This window comes from Mediterranea sp. An20 (genome assembly GCF_002160055.1).
GTDB classification, from domain to species: Bacteria; Bacteroidota; Bacteroidia; order Bacteroidales; family Bacteroidaceae; genus Bacteroides; species Bacteroides avicola.
In genome coordinates, this window is record NZ_NFJV01000018.1 from 47,415 (window position 1) to 68,902 (window position 21,488).

Below are 21,488 nucleotides of genomic sequence, written 5' to 3' on the forward strand. Positions count from 1 at the left end.
ATATTGAACACTAACCATCCCCCTCACTCCTCATCGGAAGCGATATTCTGCCCCAGTTCTTTCCGATAAGCCAACGGCGACTTGCCATACTTTTCCTTGAAACATTGCCTGAAATAGGGCACCGAGCTGAAACCGCAACGTCCTACGACCTCCGATACGGACAAAGAAGGATTACTCCGAAACATGGCCTCTGCCGCCTGCAGACGGACGTTGGTAATGAAAGCATTCGGCGTCATCTCCATCAGAATCTTGAACTTGGAGAAAAGCGTGGAACGCCCTATCCCGATTTCACGGCACAACATCGGAATATCGAAATCCTGGTCTGCCAGATGCTGCTTGACCACCGTTTCCACCTGTTGCAAGAAATTACGGTCATACAGACTGATGCCGGAAAAATCGACCTCTGCCATAGGTTTCTGTCCAATCTGTTGCCTCAACAGCATCCGGCTGCGCAACAGGTTGTCGGCACGTGCCAGAAGGACACGGGCGTTGAAAGGCTTGGTGATATAGTCATCTGCTCCCAGGCTCAACCCCTCGATGTTCTTCTCGGGCGTATTCAACGCCGTCAGCAGAATAACCGGAATGTGGCACAAGTCCGGGTCTTTCTTAACCTGCGCACAAAACTCCGTACCATTCATGACCGGCATCATGACATCGCTCACAACCAGGTCGGGCAATTTCGTGCGCACCACCTCCAGAGCCTCCTGACCATTGGAAGCCAGCCTGATGTGGTAGTGAGGCTGGAAAATCCGTTTCAATACCGCCCTCATCTCCTGATTGTCTTCTACCAAGAGGACTGTATACCGTCGCTCCGTTTTTGCAACATCCTCTTCACCTTCCTCCGTCTCAAGACATGCCTCATACAACGGATGGTTTTCGACGGTCTTTTCTGCCTCTCCACTGTCATTCCACTCAATGTGTTCGTCACCTTCATAAGCTTCTCTCGCCAATGGCAGAAAGACATTGAAGATACTCCCTGCACCCAGTTTGCTTTCCACATAGATACGGCCGTGATGCAGTTCTACCAGGCGCTTGGTCAAAGCCAGTCCAATGCCGGTGCCTGCCATCTGTTCTGTGACGTCCTGCCGTTTACCCTGATAGAAACGGTCGAAGATATGGGGTACGTCTTCCGGAGCGATGCCGATGCCCGTATCGCTGACAGTTATCTTCACACCATCATCCCACGGCGCAACTTTCACACAGATTTCCCTGCCGTTCGGCGTATATTTGAAAGCGTTAGACAAAAGATTGGTGAGGACTTTGCGCAACTGTTGCCTGTCAAACCAGCCGACTAAGCTCCCTGACGTACCACTGAAGGTATAGTTGATGCTCCGGTGCTGGGCAAAATAGCTGAATGAAGTGTAAATGTCGTAAGCAAAACGCACAATATCCAACTCGCTCAACACCAGTTTGCCTTTGTTTTGCGAGAACTTGCGGAAATCCAGCAAATCCGTCACCAGCTGAGTCATGATCTGGGAGTGCTGTTTGATGCGCTGCAACTTGTGATAGAGGGCATCGGGCAGCCGCTCCTCCAACAGCGAATCCACATAACTCACAATAAGCGTAAGCGGTGTGCGCAACTCATGGCTGACATTCGTGAAGAACACAAGCTTCTCGCGGTTCATTTCATCGGTGTACCTCGCTTGCATACGCTCCTTTTCCAATGAAAACTCCAGTGCCTGCTGCTTCCGTTTCTCCGTTTCCAGCGACAAAGCCCAGGCATGTTTCTGCTGCCGGTTCCATATCCAGTAGGCTACGACCGAACCCGTCACCAGCAAATAAAGCAAAATGGCCCACCACGTAGCATAAAACGGTGCCGCGATATGAATGCTCATCTTCTGCACTGCCTCCGGATTGCCGACCGGACGGATAAAGAGGTCGTAATCGCCGGCACGAAGCCTGGTATAACGAATCCTCTGTTCGGTCACCGGCGTCCACTCTTTGTCAAAGCCCTCCAACTTATATTCGCACACCACATCCGTATGCTGGTACATAGAGCCTTTCAACTGGAAATAAATGGTCAGATTATTCTGGTGGGCCTGCAAGTGAAGTTCCTGTGTAAACGGCAATGCCTGCTGCAAGATGCCGCTTTTGTCGCCAGGCTCTACCAGCAGATTGTTCACCCACAACGACGAGAAGTAGGGCGTAAGCTGGCGGCTCAGTTCAAACTCTTCCAGCGAAAAGAAAGTGACTCCCTTGGTATCGCCCACATAGACCTGGTGGCCGTCGGAGAACAGTCCGCATCCGTCGATGACAGAAGCTCCCGTAGCATAAGTCCCCAGTGTCAGCGTACTGACTTGCTTCTCCGGAAACGAAAGCAGGGAGATGCCTTTGTCACTCAAGACCAACAAACGGGTACTATCTATCGGCTCCACTGCATAACAATAACTGCTGGGAAGGTCTTCGTATATCTCGGAAAGGCAATGCAACTGCTCCGTCTTTTTGTCGAACCGATATAGTCCGGAGCCCAGCATGCATACATACAAGCTACCCTGATAAGCCAGCACCTGGCTTAAAGAACCATGTCCACCATTTGAATCCATCCAAACTGTTTTCCTGTGCGAAACATCATCCAGAGGGAAAAACGTGAACGAATGGGAACCCATCATATACAGTGTGCCGTCTTGGTCAATATCGAACCATTCGCAATACCGGTTCTCGTTGATCCGCTCAAAATGGTTGCGGTCCGGGTCCAAACGGAAAATGCCTTCCCGCGAAGAGATATACAGGTCTCCCCGCCAAAGTTTCAGATGATGAATCACCGCCCCCGGACTGTCTCCCGAATTCTGCGAAGGCTGATGTTGCAGGTAATTATAAAACCGATGCGTCCGCCGGTCATAGCGCGAAAGCCCCCCTAAATAGGTCCCGATAAAAAGGCAATCGCGCGACTCATCATATACTATGTCTTTGATGTTATTATGCAAGAGGCTCTGACTGCCATTGCCTGCCGTGAATTGTTCCAGCAGATTCCAGTTTTTGTCCAGACATGAAATGCCGCCACCGTCGGTGCTCAGCCACAGATTGCCGTCTCTGTCTTTGACCATATTTCCTATCAGCGAATAATAAAGCGGTCCGCCTGTATAGTTCTGGTAGTCATAATGCACGATACCGTTGCGACGGGGGTCGAAATAATTCACGCCTCCATAATAACTGCCTATCCAGATAACCCCATTGTTGTCTTTGAACAAAGAAAAAATAGACGGATGATTCAACCCGCCCACATACATAGGGACATCGATGCGCGCATATTTCTTGTCGCTGATCCGGTACGTCTGCAAGCCCGAAAATGTACCGAACCAGATATTCCCGTCGTTGTCCTCAACAAATTCACGTATCTGCGAATCAATGGTCCCCTGCGTGCCGTCGGCAGAATAAGGCACACGGGAGATTTCCGCATCCTTCAGCCGGTACAGTCCGTCCATGCGTGTACCAATCCACATCTCTTCGCTCCGGCTCTCGAACAGGCTATAAATCTCAAGGCCCTTCAAGTAAAGCTTGGAATCCTCTCCCTCATAGCTGCACATGAAAAGTCCTTGCCGAGAGCCGACGAAGAGATAGTCTTTCGTAATCCGCAGGGCTGTCGGCTTAGAAACAGGCGACTTCCGCATATATCGGCGTCTGTCAGTCTGCATGTCCCAACGGAAAATGGAATCATTCTGCACAAACCAGACATTGCCCCCGTCTTCGACGACAGTCCACGTTGTTCCACCGAAAGTCAGCTGACGGAAGAAATCTCCCTTCACGTCATATCCATACAGGTTCTCTTCGGACAAGATATACATATTCTTGTCATTCCCCCGGCATACATAGCTAATATCGTTGCCTAACCAGACACGGTCCCGGCTTCCACGCACCCAACCTTTATAGAAGATGATTTCACGTCCATCGTAGACATTGATGCCCTCGCGTGTCCCAAACCACATCCGCCCCAACTCATCCTGCGAAATAGTCATAACGGAAGGCTGTGACAGGAAGTTAGCCGATTCCAACTTGTGAAAATATACCGCTTTAGCATCGGTCAAGACAAAGAAAAGACCTATCCACAGAAGAAAGCATACTTGCCCTGCCTGTTTGCAGAACCAATCAGAACAATTACAGATTATGTTTATCAAAAGGCTCCTGTTTTCCATGCACAAATACTTTGCCCACAAAATAACAAAAATATTTTCACATATCAAACGAAAGCTGCTCAAACTTTCTGCCTGCCACTCTCCGACCGGCTTTTAAGACTGTTCCGGCAAGCTCCGGAAGAAGCTTCCAAGCTATCAAGAGTCTATTGGCAAGGTATAAGACGCAACCTTCCACGCCATAAGGAGCAGACTCTTTATAGCGTGGAAGTAAACCGCTGAATGCCAATAGTATAAAAATCAAGCGCCGGCAACTCACCAAGGGAAGGCAATCAGTCGGCAAGCATCTTGCCTGCCTTCTGTTCGCGGCTAAAGGAATACGGCCGGTCAGTAGCCTTTGTACCACGCGACTTATTGGGCCGGCTACTCATGCCGAAGGTCAGCGTTCCTCCAGTCTGCAGGTCTCCATGTTTCAGAAAATTCTTCGTATAAATTTGCCCATTGCGCATCAGTTCATCCACATACGGCCGGTCTGCCCCATTTCCGGGTGCTTCTATCGTAAGCGTTTGCCCGTTCTCTATATGGAGCACAGCCTTTTCAAACAGCGGACTGCCCAACACGTATTCATCCGTCCCCGGACAAACCGGATAGAATCCCAGCGCCGAAAAGACATACCAGGCAGACGTCTGCCCATTGTCTTCATCGCCGCAATAGCCGTCGGGAGCAGGACTGTACATACGGTCCATGACCTGACGCAACCAATACTGCGCCTTCCAGGGTTGACCGGCATAATTATAAAGATAAATCATGTGTTGCACCGGCTGGTTGCCGTGGGCATAATTCCCCATATTCATAACAGTCATTTCGCGTATCTCATGAATGACCTGGCCATAATAACTGTCATCAAACAGAGGAGGCACCGTGAAGACCGAATCCAGCATCTGCACAAACGCCTCATCGCCGCCCATCAAGTCTATCAGCCCTTGCGGGTCGTGGAACACCGACCAGGTGTAGTGCCAGCTGTTTCCCTCGGTAAAGGCATCGCCCCACTTCAACGGCGAGAAAGGAGACTGGAACGTTCCATCGGCATTGCGTCCGCGCATCAGGCGGCTTTCCCGGTCGAACACATTCCGATAATTCAACGCCCGCCTGGCAAACAAATCCTGCTCCGCCTTAGGACGATTCAACGCCTTTGCCAACTGATAAATGCACCAGTCATCGTAGGCATACTCCAAAGTACGGGCCACATTCTCGTTGATTTTCACATCGTAGGGTATATATCCCAGGCGGTTGTAGTATTCATATCCTGCACGGCCGGTAGATGACACTTCGGGATGCACAGCCTCCGTGCCATGCAACAAGCCTTCGTACAGCGTCTCTACGTCCTCTACCCGCACGCCTTTCAGCCAGGCATCGACCAGAACGGAAGCGGAGTTATTGCCCACCATACAGCCCCGATGACCCGGACTGGCCCATTCCGGGAAAAAACCGCTCTCTTTATAAGCATTTATCAGCCCCTCCTGAATCTGTCTGTTCACCGAAGGATACATCAAATTAAGCAAAGGGAAAAGGCAGCGGAAAGTATCCCAAAAGCCCGTATCGGTGTACATATATCCCGGCAGCACCTGCCCATTGTAAGGACTGTAGTGGACAGGCTGTCCGGTCTCGTCCCACTCATAGAACGCACGGGGAAAAAGAAGGGAACGATAGAGACAGGAATAGAACGTGCGATACTGGTCAAGCGTACCTCCTTCTACCTCTATCCGCCCCAGCACCCGGTTCCAGGCATCGCGGCCTTTCTCTACCAATGTTTCAAAAGAATCATCGCCCAATTCCAGCAGATTACGTTCGGCCTGCTCCAGACTGATGAACGAAGAGGCTACCCGTGCCTGTATCTTCTCACCCTTACGGGTCCGGAAGCCGATGATGGCACCTGCATGACCGGCCTGCCGCTCCAGTATGTCTTCGGCAAGCACCGTATCTGCCACCGATGCCTGGTAGGTAAAAGGCTTGTCGAATTCTACCACAAAATAATTCCTGAAATTAGAAGGCACTCCTCCGCTGTTGCGTGTGCTGTACCCCACAATACGGTTGCGCTCCGGCTCAATTCTTACATACGAACCGCCATCGAATGCATCAATCACTACGTAGGAATGCTCACTCTCCGGGAAAGTGAAACGGAACAGTACGGCACGTTCCGTGGGAGTAAACTCCGTCACCACATCATATTCGGAAAGATATACCCTGTAATAATGAGGCATGGCTACTTCGCCCTTGTGGGAAAACCAACTGGCCCGCTTTGTCTCATCAAACTCCGGCGAGCCCACTACCGGCATCAACGAAAACTGGCCGTAATCATTTATCCACGGACTGGGCTGGTGCGTCTGCTTGAAACCGCGTATCTTGTGAGCCGTGTAGACATATTGCCATCCATCGCCCATCGGTCCCGTCTGCGGCGTCCAGAAATTCATGCCCCAGGGACGGGCGATTGCCGGATAGGTATTCCCGGCCGACAGTTCGAAACTGGAAAGTGTTCCCATCAGCGGATTGACATACTGCGTCAGGTCGCGGGCAGGCAACACAAGCGTCCCCACGAGCAGGCATATCACTGCAAATAATCTTTTTCTCATACAGCTTATTTCTTTTCGTTCATCCCAGCCAGGTTCCCGTTCTCTGCCGTCATTTCGAATTCCAGCACACCACCCGCAAGCAATTGTTCATGGGTGATGTATGTCTTGTCGTAGGGTTTGCCATTCCACTTCACCGAGCGGACATAGCATTTCTCACGGCTCACTCCCGATGCCTTCAAGGTAAAGGTCTTCCCGCCGGGCAAATGTATGACAACTTCGGGATAGAGCGGCGTACCCAGCTCATAGCGTCCGCTCACCGGATCGGCAGGATAGAAACCTAAGGCACTGAATACATACCACGCCGACATCTGCCCGCAGTCTTCATTGCCGCACAGACCAGCCGGAGTATTCAGGTAAAGTTCGTGCATCACCTGTGCGGCGTAATGCTGCGCCTTCCAAGGCTGGCCGGCAGCATTGAACCAATAAATAACGTGATGGCTGGGTTCGTTGCCATGAGCGTACTGTCCTATCATGCCCGTACTGAAGATGGGCAACTCATCATCGGCTGAAGGATGATAAGTGAACATACTGTCCAGTTTCTGTGCAAAACGTTCCTTTCCGCCCATCAGTTCCATCAATCCCTCCACGTCGTGTTGCACCGACCACAAATATTGCCAGCCGTTGCTCTCGCAAATGTGCGGTGTATAGTCGTCCGGGCTGAAAGGCTGCACGAAATGTCCGTGGCTGTCCCGCGGCTGCATGAAGCCGGTCTGCGGATTGAAGACGTTGCGATAGTTCTGAGCCCGTTTGTAGAATTCGTCTGCCACCTCCTGTCGCCCCATTTTCTCGGCCATACGGGCTATGCAATGGTCGTCGAAAGCATATTCCAACGTCTTGGAAAGCGACCAGTCATCGGCATTATAGGGGTCTTTCAAGTCGCAGGGAACATATCCCAACTGCTTGTAGGCACCGATACCGCGGTAATCATCCAGATTGGCCGTAGTTACGCAAGCCTCCAATGCCTTTTCCGCATCAAAGTCACCGATACCCTTCAGATACGCATCAGCAATGACGGCAACGGCATGATAGCCTATCATCATGTCAGTCTCGCTGCCCCACATGTTCCACACAGGCAACCGTCCGTTTTGTTCATAGAAAGCCAACAGCGATTTTACCATATCATTCACCCGCTCCGGCGTAAGCAGCGTGTAGAGGGGATGGGCTGCACGATAGGTGTCCCATAAGGAGAATGTACCGTAATTGTTCCATCCGTCGGCGCGGTGTACCTGCCTGTCGGGTCCATAATATGAACCGTCCACATCGCCATACAACGTGGGAGCCAGCATGGAGTGATAGAGGGCTGTATAGAACTTCACCATTCCATCATGGTCCGTACCGTTCACCTGTATTTTACCCAACTCCTTGTTCCAGGTCTGGCGGGCCACCTCCCGATAATAGTCGAAATCATCAGCAGGAGCCTCTGCCATCAGGTTACGCATGGCTCCTTCCATGCTGACACCGGAGAGAGCCGTGCTCACCACCAAAGACTCTCCTTTCCGGGTCTTGAAGTCGAAACGGGCTATGGCAGAAGTACCGGCCCGCTTCCCTGCCTTCATTATCGCCGCCGTATCCAACGTCATGGCATCGAAAGGCCGTGAGAAACGGGTACAGAAATACACCTTCTGCCCACGCGCCCATCCGTCGGAAAATCGGTAACCTCGCACCGTGACAGAGTCGACCTGCTCGATATGGGTATCTTCGGTAGCATCCCAGTTCATCGCCTTGCGCAGGTTCAGGAACACGGCAGCATCGGCTTCCGGAAAGGTATAACGCTGAATGCCGCACCGCGGAGTGGCGGTCAGTTCTACCAGGATGTCATAGTCGGTCAAACGCACCTGATAATAACCGGCCGAAGCCATCTCGTCGGCGTGCGAGAACTTAGAATGAATGCCCAACGACCCTTTTGCTTCTTTATAAGGCAACGTGACAGGCATGAAGGAGATGTCATACAAATCGCCTGCTCCAGTGCCCGAAAGATGGGTGTGACTGAAGCCGGCAATGGTGCTGTCTGGCCAGAAATAACCTGCAATGCGGTCCCACCCCGGCAAGCCATTGTCCGGACTGAGCTGTACCATGCCAAACGGCACCTGCGCTCCGGGATAGGTGTTTCCGGTAAAATCTGTCCCTATAAATGGATTTACATACGCAGACAAGTCCTCTGCACGGTGCTTGTCCGAAACACACGCCGCCAGCAGGTTCAAAGCGGCAAGCCAACAAAACAGTCTCACTATTCGCATGATGATATTTGGATTAATATACTGTGCAGGCAAAGATAAAGCATTCTTTTTATTTACACAAACCCAGACAGATGCATATCTGCCACGGCCTTTCCATTTAGCCTGTGTATGGTAAGAAACATTGCCTTGAGACAAAACAATGTCATTCTTCATTCTCCCAACAATACCACCGGGGCACGCGGAATCCCACAACCCGTCTTTTCCGACCGGGAGAATAAGAACAGGTGAAGACCAGGGAATTCTGTTCTCTGCTCCTCCACGGTGAAAAAAAACAAAAATCACACATGTTATCATCGTTTTATGTTGTAAAACACAATAAACCTTCCCTTTTCTCCGAAATAAAAAAGCTTTCTTTGTAAGCACATTTTTCATTAAGAATGGAAAGGATACCCTAATATGATGGATTTTCATCGCTTTCTTGTCAAGCCACTACCCGTTTGACAGCCATTATTTCGGGATTTGAAACAATGAACAAACCGTTGGCAGAAAAATAAAACGCTATGCTGCCTCACGATTTGATATAGACATTTTTAACATATAATTCAGTATGAAAAAGTATCCAAAAATCGGGATTCGTCCCACCATTGACGGTCGCCAGGGCGGCGTCCGCGAAAGTCTGGAAGAGAAAACCATGAACTTGGCAAAAGCCGTGGCAGAGTTAATTACAAGTAACCTGAAGAACGGTGACGGAAGCCCCGTGGAATGCGTCATTGCCGATAGCACCATCGGTCGCGTGGCTGAAAGTGCTGCTTGTGCCGAAAAGTTTGAACGCGAAGGTGTGGGAGCCACCATCACCGTCACCTCATGCTGGTGCTATGGCTCGGAAACTATGGATATGAATCCGTATTACCCCAAAGCCGTATGGGGATTCAACGGCACCGAACGCCCGGGTGCAGTCTACCTGGCTGCCGTGCTGGCTGCACACGCTCAAAAAGGACTGCCTGCTTTCGGTATCTACGGACACGATGTACAGGACCTGGATGACAACACCGTACCTGCCGACGTGGCCGAGAAAATCCTGCGCTTTGCCCGTGCCGCACAGGCCGTAGCTACCATGCGCGGCAAATCCTACCTCTCAATGGGTAGCGTGGCCATGGGTATCGCCGGCTCTATCGTTAATCCCGACTTCTTCCAGGAATACTTAGGCATACGTTGCGAATCGGTAGACCTGACCGAAATCATCCGCCGCATGTCCGAAGGAATCTACGACAAAGAAGAGTTCGAAAAAGCCATGGCATGGACCAAGGAACACTGCAAACCCAACGAAGGCGAAGACTTCAAAAACCGTCCCGAAAAGCGCAAGACGCGCGAACAGAAAGATGCCGACTGGGAATTTACCGTGAAGATGATGATTATCATGCGCGACCTCATGACCGGCAATCCCAAACTGCGCGAAATGGGCTTCAAGGAAGAAGCATTGGGACACAATGCCATTGCTGCCGGCTTCCAGGGACAACGCCAGTGGACGGATTTCTACCCCAATGGCGACTTCCCCGAATCCATGCTTAACACTTCGTTCGACTGGAACGGCATCCGCGAAGCTTTTGTCGTGGCTACCGAAAATGATGCCTGCAACGGTGTAGCCATGCTCTTCGGACATCTGCTGACCAACCGTGCCCAAATCTTCTCCGATGTACGCACCTACTGGAGCCCCGAAGCTGTGAAACGTGTCACCGGTAAGGAACTGACCGGACGGGCTTCAGGTGGTATCATCCACCTCATCAATTCGGGAGCTACCACCCTGGACGGCACAGGAGGCTCTACGGATGCAGAAGGCAATCCCGTGATGAAAGAGCCATGGAACCTGACTGAACAAGATGTGGACAACTGCCTGAAAGCAACGACCTGGTATCCGGCTGACCGCGACTATTTCCGTGGCGGAGGTTTCTCTTCCAACTTCCTCAGCAAAGGTGGAATGCCCGTTACCATGATGCGACTGAATCTGGTGAAAGGCCTGGGTCCCGTGCTGCAACTTGCCGAAGGTTGGACTGTAGACATTGACCCGGAAATACACCAGAAACTCAATATGCGCACCGACCCCACTTGGCCTACCACCTGGTTCGTGCCCCGTCTGTGCGACAAACCTGCTTTCCGCGATGTATATTCCGTCATGAACAACTGGGGAGCCAACCACGGTGCCATCAGCTACGGACACATCGGTGCAGACCTCATCACACTGGCTTCCATGCTGCGCATCCCCGTATGTATGCACAATGTGGATGAGGATAAGATTTTCCGCCCTGCCGCATGGAATGCTTTCGGTATGGACAAGGAAGGTGCCGACTACCGCGCTTGCGCCAACTACGGCCCCATCTACAAATAAATAACTCCAACTGATAACCCTGCAGGAGGGGAGACTGCGGTATACGGTCTCCCCTTTCATACTAAAAAATCAAAAACTTAAAACACATGGTAAATAGATTCGTTTTAAACGAAGTGTCTTACTTCGGTCCCGGCGCACGCCAGGTACTTCCTCAGGAAGTGAAACGTCTGGGCCTGCACAAGGCTTTTGTCGCTACAGATAAAGACCTCATCAAATTTGGCGTAGCCGACAAAGTTCTCGATGTCCTGCGACAAGCCAACATCCCGTATGAAATATTCAGCGAAATCAAGCCTAACCCCACGGTGAGCAATGTCAAGGCTGGCGTAGAGGCTTTCGCCCAAAGCGGTGCAGATTTCATTCTGGCCATTGGCGGAGGTTCATCCATCGATACCGCCAAAGCCATCGGTATCATTACCAACAACCCGCGCTTCAGTGATGTAGTATCACTGGAAGGTACCGCTGACACCGACCATAAGTCCGTACCCATCATTGCACTGCCTACCACTGCCGGTACCGCTGCTGAAGTAACCATCAACTATGTCATCACCGATGAGCAAAACCAGAAAAAAATGGTATGCGTCGACCCCAACGACATCCCTGCCATCGCCATTGTCGATGCCGAACTTATGTACAGTCTGCCCAAAGGACTGACTGCCGCCACCGGTATGGATGCCCTGACGCATGCCATCGAAGGCCTCATCACCAAGGGTGCCTGGGAAATGAGCGACATGTTCGAAATCAAAGCCATCGAAATGATTAACCGCTACCTGGAAACTGCCGTCAACGAGCCCACCAACCCCGAAGCACGCAACGGCATGGCTGTGGCACAGTATATTGCCGGTATGGCTTTCTCCAATGTAGGATTGGGCGTCGTTCACGGCATGGCACACCCGTTGGGAGCCATTTTCGACATTCCTCATGGTGTAGCCAACGCGCTGCTATTGCCTACCATCATGGAGTTCAACGCCCCGGCAGCTCTTGACAAATATGTGCAGATAGCCAAAGCCATGGAGGTATACACCGATGGCATGACGCGTGAGCAGGCTGCCGATGCTGCCGTAAGAGCTGTCAAGGAATTGTCACTGCGCGTAGGCATACCGCAGCACCTCAGCCAACTGGGCATCAAAGCCGAAGACCTTGACCGTCTGGCCGAAGCTGCCTGCGCCGATGTCTGCACGCCCGGCAATCCGAGAGAAGTAAACAAAGAAATCATCCTTGAACTTTATAAGAAAGTATTATGATAACCAACGAACATATCCAACAATTCCTGGCACAGGCTCACCGGGTAGGCGACGCCAGACTGACCATCTGCAGCAGCGGCAATTTGTCTTGGCGCATCGGCGAAGAGGCGCTCGTGTCGGGCACAGGCTCGTGGGTGCCTAACCTCACGGCAGAGAAAGTATCCATCTGCCACATTGCTACCGGCGAAGTGAGAAACGGAGTCAAGCCTTCCATGGAAAGCGGATTCCACTTGGGCATCCTGCGCGAACGGCCTGATGTCAATGTCGTGCTGCACTTCCAGTCTGAATACGCTACTGCCGTAGCCTGCATGAAACAAAAACCGACTAACTTCAATGTCACAGCCGAAGTACCCTGCCATGTAGGACGCGAAATACCTGTCATCCCCTACTACCGCCCCGGCTCACCCGAACTGGCCCACGCTGTAGTAACGGCCATGAAAGACCATAATTCCATCCTGCTTACCAACCACGGACAGGTAGTTTGCGGCGCAAACTTCGACGAAGTGTTCGAGAGAGCCATGTTCTTTGAAATGGCCTGCCGCATTATCATCCAATCGGGAGGAGACTATTCCGTGCTGACGCCTCAAGAGATTGAGGACCTGGACATTTATGTATTAGGTAAAAAACACTGACCGAAAGCAAGATGACAGAAAGAATCCAACAGAATGTTTACCTGGCCATTGACTTCGGCGGCGGAAGCGGCCGGGTCATGGCAGGCAAACTGACAGACGGTAAACTGGAATTGGAAGAAATTCATCGGTTTGCCAACCGGCAGGTCAGACTGGGGAATCATGTATATTGGGATTTCCCCGCCCTCTTCGAGGACATGAAGGACGGGCTGAAGGCTGCTGCACGCAAAGGCTACCACGTAAAGGGAATCGGCATAGATACCTGGGGAGTAGACTTCGGTCTCATCGATGCCCAAGGCAACCTGCTCGGAAATCCGGTATGTTACCGCGATGCACGCACACAAGGCACTATCGGAAAAGTATTTCATCTACTTGACCGCCAACAACATTATGCCACCACGGGCATCCAGGTAATGGAAATCAACACACTGTTCCAGCTTTACAGCATGAAGGAAGCGGATGACCCTCGTCTGCATGTCGGACACCGGCTCCTTTTCATGCCCGACCTGTTCAGCTACTACCTGACCGGAGTGGCCAACAACGAATATTGTATAGCCTCCACGTCTGAGTTGCTGGATGTCCGCACACGTAACTGGTCGTGGGAAACCATCCGTGCCTTGGGGTTGCCCGAACATTTATTCGGACCTATCGTGACTCCCGGCACCATCCGGGGCACCCTGCGTGAGGAACTGGCCCGCGAAACGGGACTCGGACCGGTGAACGTCATTGCCGTCGGAAGTCATGATACCGCCAGTGCCGTGGCTGCCGTGCCTTGCACAGACACTCCCGTAGCTTTCCTCAGTTCGGGCACATGGTCGCTGCTGGGTGTAGAGACCGAAACGCCCATCCTGACGGAAGAAGCCCGGGAAGCCGAATTTACCAACGAAGGTGGTGTAGGAGGACGCATACGCTTCCTGCAGAACATTACAGGACTTTGGTTACTGCAATGTCTGCTGAAACAGTGGGCACAGCGTGGCGAACCACAGCCCTACGACGTTATCCTGCCACAGGCCGAAAAAGCAGAAACCGAAGCCATCATACCGGTAGACGATCCGGCATTCATGAACCCCGACAACATGGAAGAGGCTATCATGACATACTGCCACAAGCATGGCATGCAGGCACCACGCGACAAAGCAGAGATGGTGAAATGTGTACTGCAGTCGCTGGCATGCAAATATGCACAGGCAGTAGAGCAACTGAACCGCCTGCTTCCTTCGCCCATCCGCCAGCTGAACATCATCGGTGGAGGCTCACAGAATGCCCTGCTGAACCGGCTCACCGCCAACCGCCTGGGCATACCGGTGCAAGCCGGTCCGGTCGAAGCTACCGCCATGGGCAACGTCTTGGTACAGGCCATGGCTTGCGGAGAAATAGCCTCTTTCAGCCAACTGCGTGAAGTAGCTCTCCGCAGCGCTACTCCTCAAATGTTTTATCCAGAAAAGTGACATCATCTTATCCAACAGAACATCCATGAAGAACAAATCATCCATACTGAAAGAAGGGAACGTAAGCTACGTAATGCCCTTCATACTGATAACGTCTTGCTTTGCCCTGTGGGGCTTTGCCAACGACATCACCAACCCTATGGTAAAAGCCTTTTCCAAAATTTTCCGCATGAGTGTGACCGAAGGCGCACTGGTGCAGGTAGCCTTCTACGGTGGCTACTTTGCTATGGCGTTTCCCGCTGCCATCTTCATCCGGAAATATTCTTATAAGGCAGGTGTTATGTTGGGATTGGGATTATATGCCTTCGGTGCTTTCCTGTTTTATCCGGCCATGCTGACAGGCACTTATTTCCCATTTCTCGTCGCTTACTTCATCCTGACGTGCGGACTTTCGTTTCTGGAAACCAGCAGTAACCCCTACATCTTGTCCATGGGTACGGAAGAAACCGCCACACGCCGACTCAACTTGGCGCAGGCTTTCAACCCCATGGGTTCTCTGCTGGGCATGTATGTGGCCATGAACTTCATACAGAATAAGCTGCACCCCATGGATACGGCAGAAAGAGCACAGCTGAACCAGGCTGAGTTTGAAGCCATACGTGATGCTGACCTGCAGACCCTCATCGGACCTTATGTGCTCATCGGAGTGGTCATTCTGGCCATGCTCATCGTCATCCGCTTGACTAAGATGCCCAAAAACAAGGACAAGTCGCACAATATCGACTTTCTTCCTACCTTAAAGCGCATCTTTGGCAAGGCACGTTACCGCGAAGGAGTCGTCACGCAGTTCTTTTACGTAGGGGCACAAATCATGTGCTGGACATTCATCATCCAATACGGTACTCACCTGTTTATGAACATGGGCATGAGTGAACAAGAATCCGAAGTGCTTTCACAGAAATACAATATCCTTGCTATGGCTTTGTTCTGTGTCAGCCGCTTCATCTGTACCTTCCTGTTGCGCTACCTCAATGCCGGCAATCTGCTGAAGATACTGGCCGTTGCCGCAGCCTGCTGCACGGTGGGAGTCATCCTGCTGCAAAACATCTGGGGCATGTACTGTCTGGTAGGTGTATCTGCCTGCATGTCGCTCATGTTCCCCACTATCTATGGCATAGCGCTGAAAGGGTTGGGTGATGATGCCAAATTCGGAGCTGCCGGACTGATTATGGCCATCTTGGGAGGTTCGGTACTGCCTCCGGTACAGGCTTCCATTATCGACATGGGCACGGTAGCAGGACTACCGGGTGTCAACGCTTCGTTCATCCTGCCGTTTATCTGCTTCCTCGTGATTATTGTCTACGGACACCGTACGGTAAAGAATCATTGGTAAGCATGTATCCAGCATTGGTTTAGTTTGCTACATTTTTGCTCAGCTTGATTTTGAGCATTGTTTCTGAGTATGTTTTTCTGGTTTTATAAGGAAGATAGCGGAACTGTCTGACAAATAAAATCGGAAAAACATACATTACAAATGCAGAAGCACAAAGTTCCGTAACTGCCTGTCGGAAGTGTCTCCGTGCCTCTGTGTGTTAGTATCACTTAATTTTGCCCATTTACTTATTTGAAATGAAACATTTATTGATATACTTGCTCACACTGGCCTGGTTGAGCAACCTCGTGGCTTGTACCTCCACCACTTCACAGGTTACCAACCCGGATATCGTTTCCATAGAGCTTCCGCTACGTCAGAATGATCAACTCATCAAGTTGTCAGAATTAGCGGATTCCATCCGTTACATACCGCTGCAAACCACAGATTCTTGCCTGATAGGCAGTATAGACAAACTGCAGCAAACGGACAAGGGTAAGTTTGTGATCGTAGACAAGGAAACGGCAGTAGCTGTATATCTGTTTGATAAAAATGGCCGTTTTCTGAACCACATAGGCCGCCAAGGACAAGGGTATGGCGAATATGTAAGCATAGAAGATGTGACTTGGGGCGACGGATATGTATATGTATGGGACAGCAATTTGCACAAAGTGCTGAAATATACAGAGCAGGGAAAGCTGGTCAATGAATTCAAATTTGACCATACAGCCTATTCAGTCCATTCCTTGCAAGAAGATGTGCTGGCTTTTGCGTGTGATTACACCCCCAATCATTCTCTGAAACAAAAAGGCAAATATCCCAATCTGCTGATTTATGATGCAACCTCCGACCAATTGAATACAGACCTCTACTTCGACGAAAGGATGGATGGCACGGGATTTATGTCGACTTTAAACAATTTGACGGAGGGAAATCTGTACCTGCCGTTAAATGACACGCTGTATACAGTGGACAAAACAGGTGCTTCAGCTAAATATGTCTTACGTTATGCAGACCGCTATGAGAAGAACAAGGGAGAATACATCCGAACGTGCCTCACAGAACCCATCACAGCAGACAAGGCTGAAGATGCCTTCCACCAAGGTGCTTATCCGCATCTGATAACCTATTTGAACTGTGATAGCCTCTCTTTGCTGTTCATGCGCATGAAGGACCGCCTGTATTATGGCTTTTATTATCCACATACCGGCATATACAAGGAAGCCAACTCAACCGAACGATGGCCGATAGTCAACGACTTGCATAAAACGTTCCTTTTTTCTCCACGTTGTGCGAAAGAGAACAGGGTGTATTGTGTGACAGAGCCATCGGCTTTTTTGAAAGAAAACGAAAATTCCCTTACAGTACGCGAAGAAGATAACCCGATCATCGTAGAAATATTTATGAAAGCGAGATAAGTAAGGAGCGGTAAGGATGTGGCAACCTTACCGATTATTTTTGCGGGAGGGTATCGTCCTGTTCGGGAAAATCATTAACTTTGTGCATCCCAAACCGTTTTTAGACCTCACAACTCTATGAACAGACTTTATCCGATAGGCATACAGAATTTTGAAAGCCTCCGCACAGGCGGGTATCATTACGTGGACAAGACCGCCTTGGTGTACCGGCTTGCCACGACCGGCAAGTATTATTTCCTGAGCCGGCCGCGACGCTTCGGAAAGAGTCTGCTCATATCCACTTTGGAAGCCTATTTCCAGGGGAAGAAAGAGTTGTTCACCGGACTGGCAATGGAAAAGTTGGAACAGGAATGGACGGAATACCCCGTGCTGCACCTGGACCTGAACGCCCGCAATTACGAAAACAAGGCATCGCTTATCGCCATACTCAACCAACACCTGGAAGTATGGGAAGCCATGTATGGGGATGAAAAGAAAACCCGTGCTCCGGAAGAACGTTTCAGTTACCTAATTGAAAAAATAAGCCGGACAACGCAACGAAACGTAGTCATCCTCGTAGACGAATACGACAAACCCTTGCTACAGGCCATCGGCAACGAAACGCTGCAAACGGAATACCGAAACACCCTGAAAGCTTTCTACGGCGTGCTGAAAAGTTGTGACCGATACATTCGCTTCGCACTGCTGACGGGGGTGACAAAGTTCAGCAAAGTCAGCATATTCAGCGACCTAAACAACCTGAACGACATCTCCATGCATGCGGCGTATGCATCCCTCTGCGGCATTACGGAAGAAGAACTTTACCAAAACTTTGCCGATGATATCCGCCAACTGGGAGAGGCCAATGAAATGGACGAGGCAGAAGCTGCCCGGATGCTGAAACGGTGGTACGACGGATATCATTTCGCCGCACAAAGTCCGGACATCTATAATCCGTTCAGCCTTCTCAACACCTTCTCGAAAATGCGATTCGGCAGTTACTGGTTCGAGACGGGTACACCGACATTCCTCATCGAACTGCTCCGGCAAGGAAATTTCAACCTCTACGAACTGACCCGGGAACAGGTGTCAGAAGACATGCTCGGAGAAATTGACAACCGGGGAGGAAATCCCCTGCCCATACTTTACCAAAGCGGATACCTAACCATCAAAGGTTATGACAGGGAATTCGACCTGTATGCCTTGGGATTCCCCAACCGTGAGGTGGAAGAAGGGTTCGGCCGTCATTTGCTGACAGGATATGCCTCCGTACCTTCCGGGAATACAGCCTTCCAGATACAGAAGTTCGTGCAGGAAGTGCGCCGCGGCGACATCGACGGCTTCATGGCCCGCCTGCAGAGTTTCTTTGCCGACATCCCATACGAACTGGCGCGAGACTTAGAGCTGCATTACCAGAACGTGCTGTTCATCGTCTTTAAGCTGTTGGGGTTCTACGTGCAGGTGGAATACCACACCTCGCGGGGCCGCATCGACCTGGTGATGCAAACCAGGCTATACATCTACGTTATGGAGTTCAAGCTGGAGGGCACGGCAGAAGAAGCCTTGCGGCAGATGGAAGACAAACAGTATGCCCGCCCCTTCGAGGCGGACGGACGCAAGGTATTCAAGGTAGGCATCAACTTCAGCAACGAAGCCAGAAACATCGAGAAGTGGCTGGTGAAGGAATAAATTCGCAAAAAAACAACAGACATGGAAATGATTATCGCAGCCCTCGTGGGCATTGGTATAGGCATCCTGATTGGAAGCCTCATCGCAAAGAACAAGAGACAGGCCCTGCTCACCCAAACAGAAGTCCTGCAAGCGGAAATTGCCCACGCCCAAGCGCAGGGCGAAACCATGGTATCGGCATGGCAACGCCAGGTAGAAGACGTGAAGGCTTCTGCCCGGGAACAAGTTGAACAAGCTAAGGCAGACGGTTTGCATCGGCTGAAAGAGGCCAAAGAAGAATGGGATCGTGCAGGTCGGGAAGTATTGGCCGCCCAGGAGCAGCGGCACCAGGAAGCCATGGCCGCCTTGCAGGCCCGTTTCGACGAAACCATGCAGAAGGTGACGGCACAGGTGCAGACAGCCACAGACGAAATGCTGCGACAACGCCAGAAAGAATTTGCTGAAGCCAGCCATACCAACCTGGGACAGATTGTCAACCCCTTGCGGGAAACCATCGACCAGATGAAAAAAGCCATGGACGAAAATACGCTGAAGCAAACCTCTATGAGCAGCGAGATGCGCACACACATCGAACATATCATCCAGCAGAGCCGGGCGGCACAGAAGAGCGCGGAGGAACTGACGAGGGCTTTCAAACACGGCAGCAAGGTGCAGGGCGATTGGGGAGAAACCATCCTAGACGAACTGCTGGAGTCGCAGGGGCTAACACGCGGCATCCACTACGACACGCAGGCAGTCATCCGCGATGCCAACGGACAGGTGGTGAAGTCGGAAACCGGTAGCCTGATGCGTCCGGACATCATCTTGCACTTGGACCAACGCCGCGAAGTCATCATCGACTCGAAAGTGTCGCTCACGGCATTCATGGACTATGCCAATGCGGAAGACGACGAACAGCGGCAAGCCTGTCTGAAAGCACACATCGCCAGCTTGCAGGCACACGTGAAGGAACTCGCCGCCAAAGATTATTCCTCCTACATCCGCCCCCCCAAGGTAAAGATGGACTATGTCATCATGTTCGTGCCGCATAGCGGGGCGCTTTGGACAGCTCTCAACGCCCAGCCCGACCTCTGGCGCAAGGCGATGGACCGTAATGTGTTCATTGCCGACGAACAGACGCTTTTCGCTGCCCTGCGCATCATCAACTTGACCTGGACACAGATAGCCCAGGCACAAAACCACGAGAAGGTCTACGCCCTGGCCAATGAGATGCTGGACCGGGTGGGACAGTTCATGAAGAAATACCAGGCACTGGGCAAAGCGTTGGAAAACGCTGCCAAAGCCTACGAAGACGGAGAAAAGAAACTGCAACCCACCGGGCAAAGCATCCTGCAAACCTGCGCCAAACTGAAAAAATTAGGTGCCAAAACAAGCGACAAGAATCCTTTACCCCAACTGACAGAGGCCGAAGAATCATGAGAATCCTGCTGCTTCTAATCATGCACACTATGCAAAAGTAAATGATACTAAACACAGAGGCACGGAGACACAGAGTTTTTGTTTTCTTGTCCATAGCTCACAGAGTTAATTTCCCTTCTCTCGTATGCAGCGAAGCTGCGAACTCAGTGTCTATCCCGTTGACTTTCCGACAGACAATTACGAAACTCTGTGCCTCTGTGTCTCTGTGTTCAGATTAATGTGTCTCTGTGTTCAGATGAATGTGTCTCTGTGTTTGATATAAACTAATTCTGATTGATTACTTATGATGTGTATCTGTCTTGTTGAGCGGAGCGGAGCGAAGTCGAAACATCTCCCGAAAGACACGATTCCCTCGGATAGTGCATGTAGTGAGATTCTTCGGCTACGCCTTACGGGCTTCGCTCAGAATGACAGACACCTCATTCTCCATGATAGTATAAACTAATTATGAACGGCTACTTAGAAACTAAAAGATTAGATTTATGAAAAAGAAACAATTACAAATTATCAGCACCTGGAAACGACTGTTCTGGTCTTGTTCCGTGTTATTAATCTGTGCCTGTAGCCAGGTAAAGTCGGATTCTCCCGCAGACTCCACAACAGATGCTTCCCAAGGGAAAGTTGCAGAGGTAGCGTCTGAAGATAAATCTTCTCAAGAAAAAGAAGGGCAGTCCGACGGACGTGCTTCGGACAATACATCCCAGACCCCGGCAGAACCGGAAGAAATCTGTGAATTGCCGGAAGTAATGCCCAGTTTCCCCGGAGGTAATGCCGCCATGCTGGACTATATAGGCAAACAGACGAATGACCCGGACTATCGCACAAAGGTAAATAAAATGGGAAGTATACGGTCTGATGCGGATATCAAAATGGTTATGGTAAAATTTGTGATAGATACACATGGAAAGATACGGAATGCCCAAGTGAAGAGGGCTGTAGATTCAACGTATGCTCAAAAGGCCTTGGATATCATAACCGGAATGCCCGCATGGATACCGGCGCAAAACAAGGGGAAAAAAGTGGCTTCTGCCTATGTGCTGCCTATTTTATTCGATTTGGAATAACCCGTGCCCGTCAGGGAAGGGTCCGCTAACTA

At 50.9% G+C, this 21,488-nt stretch carries 13 protein-coding genes; 10 read left to right on the forward strand and 3 right to left on the reverse strand.

Going from position 1 to position 21,488, the window contains the following annotated elements:
- Positions 1 to 23: 23 nt before the first annotated feature.
- Entirely contained in the window at positions 24 to 3,953 is a 3,930-nt protein-coding gene (locus B5F34_RS11190) for an ATP-binding protein (RefSeq protein WP_162609323.1), read from the reverse strand.
- A gap of 39 nt (positions 3,954 to 3,992) precedes the next feature.
- On the opposite strand from B5F34_RS11190, the gene B5F34_RS17595 reads away from it, so the two are divergent.
- Positions 3,993 to 4,349 (forward strand): hypothetical protein, encoded by a 357-nt coding sequence (locus B5F34_RS17595; RefSeq protein WP_162609324.1) that lies wholly within the window; start codon positions 3,993 to 3,995, stop codon positions 4,347 to 4,349.
- A 50-nt stretch (positions 4,350 to 4,399) separates the two neighbouring features.
- Here B5F34_RS17595 and B5F34_RS11195 read toward each other — a convergent pair whose 3' ends face one another.
- Positions 4,400 to 6,697: a GH92 family glycosyl hydrolase gene (locus B5F34_RS11195; protein ID WP_087338873.1), complete on the reverse strand. Its 2,298-nt coding sequence runs from the start codon at positions 6,695 to 6,697 to the stop codon at positions 4,400 to 4,402.
- Positions 6,698 to 6,702: 5 nt separating this feature from the next.
- Positions 6,703 to 8,934: a GH92 family glycosyl hydrolase gene (locus B5F34_RS11200; protein WP_087338920.1), complete on the reverse strand. Its 2,232-nt coding sequence runs from the start codon at positions 8,932 to 8,934 to the stop codon at positions 6,703 to 6,705.
- A 547-nt stretch (positions 8,935 to 9,481) separates the two neighbouring features.
- Here B5F34_RS11200 and fucI point away from each other — a divergent pair.
- The 9 genes from fucI (at position 9,482) to B5F34_RS11245 (ending at position 21,456) form a co-directional block, all read left to right on the forward strand.
- Positions 9,482 to 11,257, forward strand: coding sequence for an L-fucose isomerase (fucI, locus tag B5F34_RS11205; protein ID WP_087338876.1), 1,776 nt, complete (start codon positions 9,482 to 9,484; stop codon positions 11,255 to 11,257).
- Between the two features lie 86 nt (positions 11,258 to 11,343).
- A complete protein-coding gene (gene fucO / locus B5F34_RS11210) occupies positions 11,344 to 12,498 on the forward strand; it encodes a lactaldehyde reductase (protein ID WP_087338879.1) in 1,155 nt (384 codons plus the stop codon).
- Positions 12,495 to 13,130, forward strand: coding sequence for a class II aldolase/adducin family protein (locus B5F34_RS11215; RefSeq protein ID WP_087338882.1), 636 nt, complete (start codon positions 12,495 to 12,497; stop codon positions 13,128 to 13,130). The genes fucO and B5F34_RS11215 overlap by 4 nt, the downstream gene beginning before the upstream one ends.
- An 11-nt stretch (positions 13,131 to 13,141) precedes the next feature.
- Entirely contained in the window at positions 13,142 to 14,575 is a 1,434-nt protein-coding gene (locus B5F34_RS11220; protein WP_087338885.1) for a rhamnulokinase family protein, read from the forward strand.
- Between the two features lie 25 nt (positions 14,576 to 14,600).
- Entirely contained in the window at positions 14,601 to 15,908 is a 1,308-nt protein-coding gene (gene fucP, locus B5F34_RS11225; protein WP_087338888.1) for an L-fucose:H+ symporter permease, read from the forward strand.
- Positions 15,909 to 16,144: 236 nt separating this feature from the next.
- A complete protein-coding gene (locus B5F34_RS11230) occupies positions 16,145 to 17,305 on the forward strand; it encodes a 6-bladed beta-propeller (protein WP_087338890.1) in 1,161 nt (386 codons plus the stop codon).
- Between the two features lie 117 nt (positions 17,306 to 17,422).
- Entirely contained in the window at positions 17,423 to 18,973 is a 1,551-nt protein-coding gene (locus B5F34_RS11235) for an ATP-binding protein (protein ID WP_087338893.1), read from the forward strand.
- Between the two features lie 21 nt (positions 18,974 to 18,994).
- Complete coding sequence (rmuC, locus tag B5F34_RS11240; RefSeq protein ID WP_087338896.1) at positions 18,995 to 20,392, forward strand: DNA recombination protein RmuC; 1,398 nt, start codon at positions 18,995 to 18,997, stop codon at positions 20,390 to 20,392.
- Between the two features lie 482 nt (positions 20,393 to 20,874).
- Positions 20,875 to 21,456, forward strand: a complete 582-nt coding sequence (locus B5F34_RS11245; RefSeq protein ID WP_087338899.1) for an energy transducer TonB — start codon at positions 20,875 to 20,877, stop codon at positions 21,454 to 21,456.
- The last annotated feature ends 32 nt before the right edge of the window (positions 21,457 to 21,488 follow it).